This is a genomic window from Streptomyces cinerochromogenes, from assembly GCF_014648635.1.
Lineage (GTDB): Bacteria > Actinomycetota > Actinomycetes > Streptomycetales > Streptomycetaceae > Streptomyces > Streptomyces cinerochromogenes.
Genome location: NZ_BMRM01000007.1, coordinates 77,244 through 91,882 on the forward strand (window position 1 = coordinate 77,244; position 14,639 = coordinate 91,882).

The 14,639-nt window shown below is 73.0% G+C and carries 9 protein-coding genes; 3 read left to right on the forward strand and 6 right to left on the reverse strand.

The genetic code is table 11. The annotated features are described in order from the left end of the window. Positions 1–62: 62 nt before the first annotated feature. The 6 genes from IEZ20_RS15420 to IEZ20_RS15445 form a co-directional block, all read right to left on the reverse strand. Entirely contained in the window at positions 63–4,367 is a 4,305-nt protein-coding gene (locus tag IEZ20_RS15420) for a caspase, EACC1-associated type (RefSeq protein ID WP_189298628.1), read from the reverse strand. Then, positions 4,364–4,735 (reverse strand): effector-associated constant component EACC1, encoded by a 372-nt coding sequence (locus IEZ20_RS15425; protein ID WP_189298630.1) that lies wholly within the window; start codon positions 4,733–4,735, stop codon positions 4,364–4,366. Before IEZ20_RS15425 ends, IEZ20_RS15420 begins: the two co-directional genes overlap by 4 nt. A gap of 148 nt (positions 4,736–4,883) precedes the next feature. Next, on the reverse strand, positions 4,884–5,888 hold the full coding sequence (gene meaB / locus IEZ20_RS15430; RefSeq protein ID WP_189298632.1) for a methylmalonyl Co-A mutase-associated GTPase MeaB: 1,005 nt from the start codon (positions 5,886–5,888) through the stop codon (positions 4,884–4,886). Positions 5,889–5,895: 7 nt separating this feature from the next. After that, positions 5,896–8,070, reverse strand: a complete 2,175-nt coding sequence (gene scpA / locus IEZ20_RS15435; RefSeq protein WP_189298634.1) for a methylmalonyl-CoA mutase — start codon at positions 8,068–8,070, stop codon at positions 5,896–5,898. Then, the gene (locus tag IEZ20_RS15440; protein ID WP_189298636.1) at positions 8,070–9,878 is read right to left on the reverse strand and encodes a methylmalonyl-CoA mutase family protein; all 1,809 of its coding nucleotides are present in this window, start codon (positions 9,876–9,878) and stop codon (positions 8,070–8,072) included. Before IEZ20_RS15440 ends, scpA begins: the two co-directional genes overlap by 1 nt. Before the next feature lie 587 nt (positions 9,879–10,465). After that, entirely contained in the window at positions 10,466–12,184 is a 1,719-nt protein-coding gene (locus IEZ20_RS15445) for a hypothetical protein (RefSeq protein ID WP_189298638.1), read from the reverse strand. A gap of 280 nt (positions 12,185–12,464) precedes the next feature. Between IEZ20_RS15445 and IEZ20_RS15450 the strand changes: the two genes are divergently transcribed. From IEZ20_RS15450 to IEZ20_RS15460, 3 genes are all read left to right on the forward strand, one after another. Beyond that, positions 12,465–12,854, forward strand: coding sequence for a cell division protein SepF (locus IEZ20_RS15450; RefSeq protein ID WP_189298640.1), 390 nt, complete (start codon positions 12,465–12,467; stop codon positions 12,852–12,854). A gap of 148 nt (positions 12,855–13,002) precedes the next feature. Beyond that, the gene (locus IEZ20_RS15455; protein ID WP_189298642.1) at positions 13,003–14,196 is read left to right on the forward strand and encodes an AAA family ATPase; all 1,194 of its coding nucleotides are present in this window, start codon (positions 13,003–13,005) and stop codon (positions 14,194–14,196) included. Beyond that, a complete protein-coding gene (locus tag IEZ20_RS15460) occupies positions 14,193–14,558 on the forward strand; it encodes a nucleotide pyrophosphohydrolase (RefSeq protein ID WP_189298644.1) in 366 nt (121 codons plus the stop codon). The genes IEZ20_RS15455 and IEZ20_RS15460 overlap by 4 nt, the downstream gene beginning before the upstream one ends. Positions 14,559–14,639 lie beyond the last annotated feature (81 nt).

A 14,639-nucleotide genomic window follows, 5' to 3' on the forward strand; every position in this document is an offset into this window, starting at 1 on the left:
CGTCGCCGCCGGCCCCGGCGCCGGCGGCGACACCGGCGCACGTCCACCGGGCCGGCAGAGGCTCAAGGACTCAGTGCCACCGCGTCGTGCAACCTGAGGCCGAGTTCTTCCAGCCGGGCGAGAACGGCTCGGGGCGACCGGTTCGTGGCTTCGGCGGCGCGCAGGATGTGAAGGGGGTTGACCGGCCGGTCGTAGTCGATCCAGGGCGGTTCGCCGTCCAGGTCACGGCTGAGGATGTGGGCGTCGTCCGGTTCCGGACGCGGCATGGGGGCGATGCGGAATCCGAACTGGGCGAGCCGCGAGGTGACGTGGTCGACCGGGCGCCCGGCAAGCCAGGCGGCTCGCAGGATCTGCGCCGGGTGAATCTCCGCACCGAGGTCGAGCCAGGGCGCACGCTCGGTGCCGTACTTGCTGAGGATCAGCAGATCGCCTGGTTCGTGCAGCGGTACCGGCAGGGCGCTCACGCGGTGGCCGAGTTCGGTCAGGCGGCTGACGACGTGGTCGGCACTGTGACCGGTCGCGGCCGTGGCCAGGATGACGTGCGCGGGATGTACGGGGCGAGCGGGGTCGATCCAGGGCGGGCTTCCTGTCGCGTTCTCGCTGAGGATGCGGAGGTCGTCGGGTTCGAGTGCCGGCACAAGTGTGGTGGGGGCCGAGATGCCGAAGCTCCTGAGACGAGCGGCGACCTCCTCGCCGGTCAGCCCTGTCTCGTCGGCGGCCAGCACCAGGTGGGCGATGCTGACCTGCCTCCCCAGGCCGAGCCAGGGCCCCTGCTGGTCCAGGTCACGACTGAGAATGAGCAGGTCGTGAGGTTCCGGCCGCGGCATCGGATCGATGGCCGCGCGATAGCCGAGTTCGGTGAGGCGGCTGACGATGTGTTCGGGGGCGCGGCCGGTCCGGGTCGCGGCTTGGAGGATGCGAGCCGGGTGCACGGGGTCGCCCAGGTCCCGCTCGCCGATGAGGCGGAGATCGTCCGGTTCCAGGCGGGTCACCGACGTGTCGGGAGTCGAGAAGCCCAGACGTTGGAAGCGGGCGATCACCTCTTGAAACGGCCACCCCGTCTTACGGGCGGCCTGGTGTATCAGCCTGATGCTCACCCGAAGGCCGTGCGACAGTGCCGACTCCCCCCAGACAGGGTCCAGCCTGGTCCTGTCCCACTGCGGCATCAGAACATAGATGTCCGACGGTACGGGGAGGGCCCGGTCCGAGGGCTTGGCGACGACGAAGCCCGGGAAGAAACCGGCGTCGGTGAGCGCCTCCACCCGGAAGCTGCCGACCCCCGGGGGCATACCGGTGGGATCCACCCATCTACCGAACGGCGACGAGTCGTCCATGACGTCGTCCAGTGGGTAGTACCCACTCTTCCTGATGTCCACCTCCCGCCCCGCGATCCGCCACGGTGTGAAGCCGGTGCGCACCGCTTCGGCGAAGACCGCGTCGGCGAGTTCCGGGCTCTCCTCCAGCACGTGCGCCAGCCAGCCGTGCCGGAAGACGGCGTCACCGGCGGCGAGCAGGCTGGGGATCTCCTGGCGCAGCAGCCGTTCGGTCTCGGCGGTGTCCATGTCGATGATCCGCCGCCGGTCCACCGTGAGACGGGGGGTGTGCTTGCCCGACAGATTGACCACGGCCCCGAAACGGTGTTCCCCGGCCCAGAGGCCGTCGGCCAGGATCGCGCCCCTGGTACCGCACCACCACACCGCGGGGGTCGAGGTCCCCACCACGACGGCGTCCGGCTCGCGTTCGGCGCTCGGGTCGTGGGGGTCGTCCGCGTCCAGGGGGGCACTGTCGCCCAGGACGTTCGGCTTCCAGACCTCTTCCTCTCCGCGGCCATCGCTCGCCGTGACCGCGCACTCGGAGATCCACAGGATGCGGCGCAGTACGTCGACGCACGACGTGACGTCGGACGAGCGGAGCCGCAGGCGCACGCTGGTGTAGGCGTCGGGGCAGCGCTCCAGGCGCTGGATGCGGAACAGGGAGCCGGGTCCGGCGATCTCGACCCGCAGGTGCTCGCCCGGCAGGCCGTCCGGGGTGAGGCGGCAGGTCGTCACGGTGATGTCGTCGGCCAGCATGAAGTAACTGAGCACCCCGACGCCGAACTGGCTGTTGGGATGCATGGAGATGCCGTGCTCCTCCCAGCGCGCCTTCTCCTCGATGTACTCCGGCATGTCCGCGAAGCTCATGCCCGCGTGGGAGAAGACGTCCCGCAGTTCCGCCTCCCCCATGCCGATGCCGTTGTCACGGCACTCCAGGTACGGGCCCTTCTCGTCCACCCCCTGGCTGAAGGTGATCGTGCCCTGGTAGGGCATCCGCTGACCGCGGGTGACGCCGAGGTACTCGGTGCGTGCCCCGCGGTACCGGCACGCGTCGAGGGCGTTCTGGTACAGCTCCCGGATGGCGAGCGCGGGATCCCCGTAGAGCTGCTCGCCCATCAGCAGTTCCTGGATGCGGTCGTCGGCCAGCCGGAACCGCAGCTCGGTCGACTCGTAGGCCCAGCGGCCGCTCGCGTCGGCGGCGGGTGTCACCTGCTCGGCGGTGGCGTGCAGGGGGAGGTTGCGCAGCAGGGCGGGCCGTTCTCCGTCGCCGCTGCGGATGTCGATCCGGGCCAGCAGGGTGTCGAGGGTGCCGGCGTGCTGCCGCAGGCCGAGTTCCACGGCGAGATGGTGGCACAGGGCGCCCAGTACTCGGGTCCGTCCGTTCGCCTCCCACCGCAACCGGTCCAGCGTGCTGTGCAGTTCCGGGAGATCGACGGCGTAACCGATGCCGACGTGGTCCACCAGTACCTCCGGCAGGGCGACCGGGTCGACCGCGAAGAGGTGGGCGATGCGCAGGAGTTCCGCGAGCTGGTGCGCCCTGACGCGCTGGGCCGTCTCCGCCACTCCCACGCTGCGCGGGATCCCCTCGTCCCGCTCGGACGGCCCGGTGAGCTGGGGTGCGCGCAGCAGCCGGGAGACCAGGCGGGGATCGAGGACGTCCTCGACGAGCCTGCGTTCCCGGGGGGAGCGTTCCCCCAGGGGTACGGCGAGGCGGTCGAGCAGGGTCTCCGCGGCCGCGGGGTCGTAGAGCCTCGGTTCCAGGACGAGCCACCGGTGGAACAGCCACCAGCCGATGGCCTCGGCGGCCCGGGGGTCGCTGCTGCGCAGGGCGCGTCGTACCAGCCGGGGGTGGTTGCGCAGGAAGAGGTCGTAACTGCGCCGGGCCGGCGCCGTGCTCTGGGCCTCGGCCAGCACCGTGGGGGAGATCGAGGCGTAACGGCTCGCGTTCTGCCGCCAGAAGGCCGCGTGCAGGTAGGGGTGTGTGACGAGGAGGAACACCTCGGCGGCGGACAGCTCCAGTTCGTCCGGGCGCAGGCTGCTGTCGAGCAGCAGGCTGTCGGTCCACTCGGCCACCCTGTCGGTGAAGGCCGGGGAGTGCCACGGGTCACCGCCGAGCGCCTCACCGTCCTCCTCCGACGCGGCGGCGGCCCGGGCGACGAGCGCGGTGGCGGTCTCGCGGAGCGAGAGCAGCCCGCGTTCGTCGGTGACGTAGTTCCACAGGGGGTGGTCGCGCGTCGCCGCCACCCACGGGTGTTCCTCGGAGGCGCTCTCCGGACCGTCCGTCGGCGGGCCCGTGTACGCCCGGTTCTTGGCGAGGACGATCTGGTGACCGAGGTCGCGGGTGCTCATCCGGGGCTGGGGCACCCGCAGGCCGTCGACCGTCCTGCCGTGCAGCCGGGTGTGCAGGGCGTTGAAGACGTCGGTCATGGTCAGCTCGGGGAGGTGCTCACCCAGGCGTCCGCCGGTCAGCTCGCCGCTGAGTCCCTCGCTCAGCAGCTTGGTCAGCTCCAGGGTGAAGACGCTGCCGTCCGGCAGGCACAGCGAGCGCTCCGTCTCGGCGGCCGAGGTCAGGACGCAGGCGCCGGTGATCTCCGTGTCCAGCTGCGTCGGGGTCTGCTCGTCCGCCATGGACAGCGCCCGGCCGCTGAAGCAGCAGTCGATGACGACGACTTTGCGCTGTGCGGCGGAGCCGGCGACGAGGTCGCGGATGTCGCTGTACTTCACGGAGTGGTAGGGCCGCTGTCCGCTGGAGTTGCCGGTGGCGAGCAGGAACTGGCGGTCGCGGCCCCCGAAGTGGCCGTGTCCGGCGTAGTAGACCAGCAGGAGATCGGTGGCTTCCTGCGCGGCGTCGTGCAGGGCGTCCAGCAGCTGCTGCTGCGTCCCGTCGTGCGGGACGACGGTGCAGTCCTCGTCCGCCAGGCCACCGATCTCGTCGCTGGTGAGCAACTCCCGCAGGGCGGGCGCGTTGTGGCGGACACCGTCCAGCCGGGGCAGGTCGCGGAAGTCGTGGACGCCGAAGAGGACGGCGCGCGACCGGCCGGGGTCCGACGTCACTCGTCCGTCCCCGTGGCACCGGAGCTGTTCAGGCGGCGCAGCAGGTCCGCCAGTTCCTCGGAGGAGAGGTGGCCGATGTCCACCGTGCTGTCCCCGTGCACCAGCTTGCGCCCGCCCGCCGCACCGTCGGCCGGCCCGGCCCCCTCGTCGCGCCTGACGGAGCGCCAGGAAACGTAGGCCAGGGCGAAGTTGCCTATGTCGACCGCGTGTCCCAGGACGATGTCCAGCGCCTCCAGCGCGCCCATCGTCGGGCCGTGGCCCGCGACCGTGGCGACGCCCAGCCGGGAAGTACCCGGATCGGTCGACAGCCATGACTGGAGGTCTGCGAGCGACTCCTCGTCGCCGTCCGCCAGAATGCGAATCCTCATTCCCCGCCCCCCGGGACTATGACGATGCGTCAACTCCGGGATCTTAGCCATGGCAGCGGTCGCCAGGAGGCGTTTGCGTCAAAACCGCTCCGGACCACCGTCCCCCGACGGGCCCGCCCCGTCCACCGACGCGGCGGGCCCGTTGCGCTCAGCCTTCGGGTGAGGGCGCCGTGCCGCTCTCGAACGCCGCCAGGATCCGTTCCGCCGCCAGTGTCGCCGTCAGGCGGCCGTCCCTGACCTTCTGTTCGAGGTCGGGGGCGGTGGCGCGGACCGCGGGGGCGGAGTGCAGGCGGCCGAGGAGTTCGTCGCGGACCATCGCCCAGGTCCAGCCGACCTGCTGCTCGCGGCGTTTGGCGGCGAGCCGGCCGGTGGAGTCGAGCAGGGACCGGTGCTGTTCGAGGCGCTCCCACACCGTGTCGAGGCCGGTCGACTCGCGGGCGCTGCAGTGCAGCACCGGCGGGGTCCAGAACGCGTCCTTGCCGTGCATCAGGCGCAGCGCGCCCGCCAGTTCGCGGGCGGCGGCGCGGGCGTCGCGCTCGTGCGGGCCGTCCGCCTTGTTGACGGCGATCACGTCGGCCAGCTCCAGCACGCCCTTCTTGATGCCCTGCAGCTGGTCGCCGGTGCGGGCCAGGGTCAGCAGCAGGAAGGAGTCGACCATCTCCGCGACCGTCGTCTCGGACTGGCCGACACCGACGGTCTCCACGAGGATCACGTCGTAACCGGCCGCCTCCATCACCACCATCGACTCCCGGGTGGCCTTCGCGACCCCGCCCAGTGTGCCCGCGCTGGGGGAGGGGCGGACGAAGGCAGCGGGGTCGACCGCCAGGCGCTCCATCCGGGTCTTGTCGCCCAGGATGGAGCCGCCCGTGCGGGTGGAGGAGGGGTCGACGGCGAGGACCGCCACCCGGTGGCCCAGCGCGGTCAGCATCGTGCCGAACGCGTCGATGAACGTCGACTTGCCGACACCGGGCACCCCGCTGATGCCGATCCGCCGCGCCCGGCCGCTGTGCGGCAGCAGCTCGGTGAGCAACTGCTGCGCCAGCGCCCGGTGCTGCGGCCGGGTGGACTCGACGAGCGTGATGGCGCGGGCCACCAGGGCCCGCTTCCCGTCCAGCACGCCCTTCACATACGTGTCGAGATCGATCGCTGCCATCGCGGCTCTACAGCTCGTGGCCGAGGTCGGCCGACAGCCGCTTCACCAGGTCGTGGGCCGCGTCCGGGATCACCGTGCCCGGCAGGAACACCTCGGCCGCGCCCATCTCCCGCAGCGTCGGCACGTCCTGCGGCGGGATGACCCCGCCGACCACGATCATGATGTCCTCGCGGCCCTCCTCGGCGAGCTTCTCGCGCAGCGCCGGGACGAGGGTGAGGTGACCGGCGGCCAGCGAGGAGACGCCGACCACGTGGACGTCCGCCTCGACCGCCTGCCGGGCGACCTCCTCCGGCGTCTGGAACAGCGGGCCGACGTCGACGTCGAAGCCGAGGTCGGCGAAGGCGGTCGCGATCACCTTCTGGCCGCGGTCGTGGCCGTCCTGGCCCATCTTGGCGACCAGGATGCGCGGCCGGCGCCCCTCGGCCTCCTCGAACGCGTCCACCAGGGCCCGGGTGCGGTCCACGGACGGGGACTGGCCTGCTTCGTTGCGGTACACGCCGGAAATCGTACGGATCTGGCTCGCGTGCCGCCCGTACACCTTCTCCAGGGCGTCGGAGATCTCGCCGACGGTCGCCTTGGCGCGGGCCGCGCGCACGGCCAGCTCCAGCAGGTTGCCGTCGCCGTCGGCGGCCCGGGTCAGCGCGTCCAGCGCGTCCCGGCACGCGGTCTCGTCCCGCTCCTCGCGCAGCCGCCGCAGCTTCTCGATCTGCTGGGCGCGTACGGAGGAGTTGTCGACCTTGAGGACCTCGATCGCCTCGTCGTTCGCCACCCGGTACTTGTTCACGCCGATCACCGGCTGGCGGCCGGAGTCGATGCGGGCCTGGGTGCGGGCGGCCGCCTCCTCCACGCGGAGCTTGGGGATGCCGGCGTCGATGGCCTGCGCCATGCCGCCCGCCTGCTCCACCTCCTGGATGTGCTGCCAGGCCTTGCGGGCGAGGTCGTAGGTGAGCCGCTCCACGTAGGCGCTGCCGCCCCAGGGGTCGATGACCCTGGTCGTCCCCGACTCCTGCTGGATGAGCAGCTGGGTGTTGCGGGCGATGCGCGCCGAGAAGTCGGTCGGCAGCGCCAGGGCCTCGTCCAGGGCGTTGGTGTGCAGCGACTGGGTGTGGCCCTGGGTCGCCGCCATCGCCTCCACACAGGTGCGCGTGACGTTGTTGAAGACGTCCTGCGCGGTCAGCGACCAGCCCGAGGTCTGCGAGTGCGTGCGCAGCGACAGCGACTTGGTGTTCTTCGGGTCGAACTGCTTCACCAGCTTCGCCCACAGCAGGCGGGCCGCGCGCAGCTTGGCGACCTCCATGAAGAAGTTCATGCCGATCGCCCAGAAGAACGACAGCCGGGGCGCGAACGCGTCCACGTCCAGGCCCGCCTCGCGGCCCGCCCGGATGTACTCGACACCGTCCGCGAGCGTGTACGCCAGCTCCAGGTCGGCCGTGGCCCCGGCCTCCTGGATGTGGTAGCCGGAGATGGAGATCGAGTTGTAGCGGGGCATCCGCTGCGAGGTGTACGCGAAGATGTCGGAGATGATCCGCATCGACGGCTTCGGCGGGTAGATGTAGGTGTTGCGGACCATGAACTCCTTCAGAATGTCGTTCTGAATGGTCCCGGCCAGCTTCTCGGGCGGTACGCCCTGTTCCTCCGCCGCCACGATGTACAGCGCCAGCACCGGCAGCACGGCACCGTTCATCGTCATCGACACGGTCATCCGGTCCAGCGGGATCCCGTCGAACAGCTGCCGCATGTCGTAGATCGAGTCGATGGCCACGCCCGCCATGCCGACGTCACCGGTCACCCGCGGGTGGTCGCTGTCGTAGCCCCGGTGGGTGGGCAGGTCGAAGGCGACCGACAGGCCCTTCTGGCCGGCCGCCAGGTTGCGCCGGTAGAACGCGTTGGACTCCTCGGCGGTGGAGAAGCCCGCGTACTGGCGGATCGTCCAGGGCTGGTTGACGTACATCGTCGGGTACGGGCCGCGCAGGTACGGCGCGATGCCCGGGTAGGTGCCCAGGAAGTCCAGGCCCTCCAGGTCACGGCCGGTGTACAGCGGCTTGACCCCGATGCCCTCCGGGGTCTCCCACACCGGCTCGGCGCCCCCGGTGGCCCGTTTCAGGGCGTCACGCCACTCGCCGTCGGTGGCGTCGGCGACCGGGGTCCCCAGCTCGATGCCGGAGAAGTCGGGGATTCCCATCAGGACACTCCCATGCGGTCGAGGGTCGCGGACAGGACGTCCACGGCGTCACAGCCCGCGAAGACGTAACTGTCGATGCCGGAGTAGTCGCCCCGGCCCGCCAGGAACACGTGCCGGGCACCGGACGCCCTGAGCGCCGCGGCGGTCTCCTCGGCCTGTTCGGCGTAGAGCGCGTCGCTGGAGCACAGCACGGCCTCGGTCGCGCCGCTCTCCTCGAAGGTGCCCCCGGTGACCGGTTCGACGCCGCCGGCCTGGAAGAGGTTCGCGGCGAAGGTCGCGCGGGCGGTGTACTCGGCGGCCGAGCCGAGCGTGGCGAGGAAGATCCGGGGCCGGGCGCCGGTCGCCGCCAGATGGGCGTCGGAACGGGCGCGCAGCTCCTCGTACGCCTCGTCGCGGCGCACCCGGGGCAGGCCGCCGGACGGCGGTTCGGGCGCCGCCTCGCGCTCCACCGGCTTCTCGGACAGCAGCGGGAACTCGCTGACCCCGGTGATGGGTTCGCGCCGCTTGGCGAGCCGCTTGGAGCGCTCCGCCCAGGTCGTCGCGAGGTCGGTGCGCAGCCGGCCGGAGCGCAGGACGGCCGCCTGTCCGCCGTCGCGCTCGACGGACCGGAAGTACTGCCAGGCGGCCTCGGCGAGTTCGTCCGTCAGCCGCTCGACGTACCAGGAGCCGCCCGCCGGGTCGATGACCCGGGCCAGGTGGGACTCCTCGATCAGGATGGTCGAGGTGTTGCGGGCGATCCGCCGGGCGAACGCGTCGGGCAGCCCGATCGCGTGGTCGAACGGCAGCACGGTCACCGAGTCGGCGCCGCCCACCCCCGCGGCGAGCGTCGCGACCGTCGTGCGGAGCATGTTCACCCACGGGTCGCGGCGGCTCATCATCACCGGCGAGGTCACCACGTGCTGCACCTGCGCGCCGGGCGCCCCGCAGACCTCGGTGACCCGGGCCCACAGGCGGCGGGCCGCACGCAGCTTGGCGATGGTGAGGAACTGGTCGGCGGTGGCCGCGTAGCGGAACTCCAGCTGGCCGGCGGCCTGTTCGACCGTCAGCCCGGCCTCCGTCAGCTCCCGCAGGTAGGCCACGCCGGTGGCCAGCGAGGCGCCCAGCTCCTGCGCGGCCGAGCCGCCCGCCTCGTGGTACGGCAGCGCGTCCACGGTCAGCGCGCGCAGCCCCGGGTACCCCTCGGCGCAGCGCGCGGCCAGCGCGGCGTACGGCGCGAAGCCGAGCGGGGTGCCGGTGCGGGCCTCGTACCCGAGCGGGTCGCCGCCCAGGTTGCCGCGCACGTCCTTCGCCGCCACGCCCTTCTCGGCGTACAGCCGCAGCAGCGCCTCGGCGGCCTGTCCGGTGTCGCGGCCGGCGTCCAGGACGACGGGCGCCAGGTCGAGGTAGACGCCGTCGAGGGCGCGGCCCAGCTCGGAGACCGGGATGCCGCCCTCGCCCAGCACCAGCCAGAGGGAGGTGCCGCCGTTCTCCAGGTCGGCGAGCACGGCGCCGTCCGTGCCGTCGGCGAGTGCCGTGTGCCGCTGCCGTACGTCCCAGCCGCTCGCGAGGGAGCCCTCCGGGCGGCCGCCCCGCACGAAGGGGGCGAAGCCCGGCAGACCGGGGTCGGGCGCGCCGTCGCGCGCGGTGTACAGGGGCCGGGTGCGCAGCCCGTCCTCCAGCGTCGTGGACAGGGCGTCCTCAGATGCCGCGCCGGTACGTTCCCTGCCGGACTTGCGCAGCACGCCCTCGACCAGGCGTTGCCACTGCTCGTGCGTCGCGTCAGGGAACTCGGCGGCCAGTGAGAGCCCGTCGTCAGGCAGGACCGTCATGGCTCGGATGCTAGGGCAGGCCGGTGACGCCCAGGTGGACCGGAGGCTGTGAGGTTTCTCTTCTTGCGGTTGTGACCTGTGCCGCTCCGGTTCCGCGGGGCCCGCCCGGAGGCTCGGCGGGCCCCGTCCTCCAGGTCCGGTACGAGGGCGCACACGGCCGCGCGCGGCTCGGGGCCCGTGGAGTCGGCGAGGGCCTGGCGGACGGTGCCGGCGGCTCCGGCGAGGTCCGGCCCGACGGCTCGGCCACCGGTACCGTCACCCTGGACGTGGCCGCCCCGGACACCGGGAACGCCGAGCGGGACACCCACCTGCCGGGGGTGACTTCTTCGGCGCCGCCACCACCTCCGAGACCACCTTCACCGTGCGCGGCACCGACCGGGGCGACGGCGGCACCGTCCGGATCAGCGGGCGGCCGACCGTGCGGGGCGCCGGCCGGCCCCTCTCCCGCACCGCCCGCCTCACCGGCGTCGGCGCCGACGCGCTGATCCCGGAGGCCGGGTTCGACGTGGACCGCGACCGGTCCGGCACGGGCCGGAACCAGCTCGGCATGATGCGCGGCCCGACCACCGTGACGGCCGCGCTCCGCTTCACCCGCGCGGCGGCCTCAGACCCAGCTCCGCCCGCCGCACGTCCCGGGTGGACAGCGTCTGCGGGCTCCCGGTGAAGGCGCGCAGCCGCAGCCGGGTGCTCCGCTTCGCCGGCACCGTGAAGGTCCCTGAGGGCGCCCGCAGTTCCACGGTGGCCGTGCTGTGCGCGGGCAGGGTGGCGGGACCGCGCACCAGCGACCAGTACCGGCTCATGCCCTGGCCGGTGCTGAGCATGTAGTGCGGGGTCAGTGGGACGTCGCCCGTGTTGGCGACCCGCAGGGTCAGCCGGGTCAGGGTCCGCGGGGAGGAGTGCCGGGTCGCCGTGACGTCCATCCGCAGCGGCGGCGTCCCCGTCGCCGCCAGGACGGCGCTCACCAGCGCGGGCGTCACCAGCGCCACGGCGGTAGCGGCCAGGGCCGGCCGGCGGCGCGGGCCGGCCAGGGGGCGGGGACGCGGCTGCCAGGCCTGGGCGAACTCCGGCAGCGGCGCGGTGACCGCCGCCGCCAGCCACAGCGGGGTCATCATCAGGTAGTAGCCGTCCTGGGACCGGGTCGCCAGGTAGAAGGCGCACCAGGGCAGCACGGTCGCGGCCGGTCCGAGCCGCCGGACGAACAGCGTGAACACCGCCAGCAGCGCGGCGGCGAGCAGCACGCTCGCGTGGCCGTACCAGTCCAGCCGGTCACTGCCGTGCGTGAAGTACAGCGAGACGTCCACCAGGCCCTGGCCGTGCAGCACGGCGCCCTGGGTCAGCGGCAGGGCGATCCCGCGCACCCAGGGGCCCGGCGAAGCCGCCGCGAAGTACGCGTTGACCAGCGACCAGGTCAGCGCCGCGACCCCCGCGATCCGCAGGACCACCCGCGCCGCCGCCCGCCCGCCCAGCTCGCCGCGCCGCACCGCGTAGATCCCGGCCAGCAGGAACGGCGTGACGAACCAGGGCAGTTGCTGGGCGGCACACGCGGCGCCCAGGCACGCGGCCCGCGCGATCCCGGTCGCGCCCAGCCGGCCCCGCGCGCCGAGCCGGGGCCAGCGCACCACCACCGGAATCAGCAGCACCAGGCCGACGATCGCCGGATAGCCCTGCCGCGCGTACATCGGCAGGAAGCCGAAGCCCAGGCAGACCATCGTCGCCGCCGAGCGCCACGGCACCGGCAGCAGCCGCCAGAGCACCACCGCGCCCACGACCAGCGCGCCCGTCGCCGCGGCGGTCGCCGGGGCACCGCCGTGGCCCAGCCACAGCAGCGGGGCGGTGAGCAGCGGGGTCAGCGGGGGATAGCCGTACGTGAAGTCGTACCCGCCGTCTATGGTCGGCGTCAGCGCGACACCCTTGGCCTGGAACAGCCAGGGCCACGGCTGCCCGTACACCGGGTGGCCGGCGACGAGTTCCCGCGCGGCCTGGGTGGTGAGGGCCGCCTCGTCGCCGCCGGCGTGGTTCAGTGCCCAGGCGCACAGGGTCAGGGTGACCGCGGTCGCCAGCACCACCAGGTCCAGGCGGGCCAGCGAGCGGGTCCGGCGGACGGTCAGGGCCAGCACGCCGGTCACCAGGATCGAGGCATAGCAGACCGAGACGACCCCCGCGAGGACCAGCCGGTGCGTGGCCGCCTGGGTCCACACCGACCGTGTGCCGATGAACAGGCTCACGTCGGCGAGGAGCGTCAGGACGCGGTGCCACTGCGCGGGGCCGTCCGGGGCCCCCGCACGGGCTCCCGGGACGGCGGACACCGCCGACGATGTCCGCCGACCGGGTGTCACCTGCTGTGTTTCTGCCAAGTGCACGGCACGGGACGCTATCGGTGACGGGTGAGCGGGGCGCGGAGGCCGGTGAAGAGCAAGGTATGAGCCTGGTAAGAACCGGCCGAATGCGGACATACCCCACTGGATGTGTTCCGGACAGACCTGTCGACCCCGGTCGCCCACCGTGTCGTTGTTGGGCCGAACGGGTGACTTGGCGTAAGAATTGGCAGGTGCAGGGATTGAGTGCGAGTCAGGTCGGGGGGAGCCGGTGAGCCGTTACGACGTCACCGATGAACAGTGGGAAGGGCTCGCCCAGGTCGTGCCGCTGCGGGGCCGGGACGCCTGGCCGTCCGCGGTGAACCACCGCTCGCTGCCCGACGCCGAGACCGAGACCCGGCGCCGGTTCGTGGTCCTGCGCGTCAACGTCTTCGCGGACGCCCGCGAGGTCGCCGAGACCCTGATGGCCGGGGTGCCGGTCCTCCTCGACCTGTCCGGCGCGGAGGGCGACGTCGCCAAACGCGTCCTCGACTTCAGCACCGGCGTCGTCTTCGGCCTGGGCAGCGGGATGCACCGCGTGGACCGCAACGTCTTCCTCCTGACCCCGCCCGGCACGGAGGTCAGCGGACTGATGGAGGGCGCGGGAATCTCGGGGGGCTGAACGGCCCCGCCCCGCCGCTCCACGTCCCACGCCGCCCGGAGCCGGCCCCCGCGCACGGGACGCCGGTTCCCCGGCGGGTCCCCCGATCGTAGGAACGTCCCGGCAGGGAAACGGTTCGGCGTGCGGGCGCGGGCCTACGGTCCCGCGTATGGCCGTGCCCTCCCCGTCAGCCGAGCCGGCGGCCGACGCGTCCGTCGCCACCGTCCCCGCGCAGTCCCGTCCGCCGCTCGACATCCGCTCCCGGATCACCGAGCTGCGGCTGTCGGCCTTCGCCGGGCACCGGCGGGCGGCGTTTCCGCTCGGGCCGGTCACGGTGTTCGCGGGGCCCAGCGGATCCGGAAAGACGACCGCGCTCGCCGCGTACGAGGCGCTGGCCCGGCTCGGCGGCGGGGCCCGTCTCGCCGAGGCGTTCCCGGACCCCGTCGCCCGCGTGCCGGAGCGAGCCCGTCCCGACGCCGGGCGGCGGCGCGGCTTCCGGATCGGCTGTACGGCCGACGGCGCCGAGGGACCGGTCCGGCTCGACCTCGCCGTACAGGTGGAACCGGACCTGCGGATCGTGGGCGAGCGGCTGACCGCACGCGGGGTCGTCCTGCTGGAGAGCGCACTGCGCGACCCCGGCCGCCGTACCGTCCAGGCCGCCTGGCACACCGCGGGCTCCGCCCCGGTGACCCGCGCCCCGCTCCCGGACGACCGCCTCGGTACGGCCCTGCTCCCGCTGCGGGTGGCCGGCAAGACGGACGGCCAGCGCCGTGTGCTCGCCGCGGCCGAGCAGATGGTCGTCGCCCTGCGCTCCGTCTTCGCCTGCGACCCCCGCCCCGAGCACATGCGCCTGCCCGTGCCCACCGGCTCCGGCCGGCTGCTGCCCGGCTGTGACAACCTCGCCGACGTCCTGTGGCGCACGCGCGCCGAGTGCGGCCGGCGGCACGGCCGGCTCGTCGAGGCGCTGCACGAGGGCTGCGCCGGTCCGGTGACCGACCTGGTCGCCGAGCCGCTGGCCGACGGCACGGTACGGGGGCTGCTCGACCGCGGTGACGGCCTGCGCACCGAACTCGCCCGGCTCGGCGACGGCGAACTGCGCTACCTCGCGCTGACGCTGGTGCTGCTGACCGGTCCGGGCGTGCTGGACCTGGACGCCCCGGGCGAGGTGCCCGACGCCCTGCGGACCCTCACCGTCCTCGCCGACGGCTTCGACCGCGGCCTCGATCCCCGTCAGCGCCGGGAACTGCTGCGGATGGCCGTGCGGATGGGCGAGCGGGGGCACATCCGCTGTGTGGCCGCGGTGCAGGACGCCTCCTGGGCCGCCGGGACACCGGGCGTCACGGTGGTACACCTGGACGCGTGACGGAACACCCCGACCTGGCCCGACTCCAGCGCCGGCTGGCCGAGTTCGCCGCCGCGCGGAACTGGCAGCCCTACCACACCCCCAAGAACCTCGTCGCCGCCCTCTCCGTGGAGGCCTCCGAACTGGTCGAGATCTTCCAGTGGCTGACGCCGGAGGAGTCCGCCCGGGTGATGGACGACCCCGGAACCGCGCACCGGGTCACGGACGAGGTCGCCGACGTCCTGGCCTACCTGCTCCAGCTCTGCGAGGTCCTCGGCGTCGACCCGCTGGCCGCCCTGGCCGCCAAGATCGACCGCAACGAACGCCGGTTCCCGGTACCGGGCACCGAGGGCCGGGGCGGGGAGCAACAGCCGGACTCCTGAATTCCGTTATTACTCTCCGTATCCGAATTCGCCGCCGAATCCGAATTGTTGTCCACAGATTTCCGTCTTCCTCTGGCTTTT

Coding starts and splice junctions, on each gene's coding strand:
- IEZ20_RS15440 (WP_189298636.1), bottom strand. CDS start 9,878: ATGACGGTCCTGCCTGACGACGGGCTCTCACTGGCCGCCGAGTTCCCT.
- IEZ20_RS15455 (WP_189298642.1), top strand. CDS start 13,003: ATGGCCGTGCCCTCCCCGTCAGCCGAGCCGGCGGCCGACGCGTCCGTC.
- scpA (WP_189298634.1), bottom strand. CDS start 8,070: ATGGGAATCCCCGACTTCTCCGGCATCGAGCTGGGGACCCCGGTCGCC.
- meaB (WP_189298632.1), bottom strand. CDS start 5,888: ATGGCAGCGATCGATCTCGACACGTATGTGAAGGGCGTGCTGGACGGG.
- IEZ20_RS15425 (WP_189298630.1), bottom strand. CDS start 4,735: ATGAGGATTCGCATTCTGGCGGACGGCGACGAGGAGTCGCTCGCAGAC.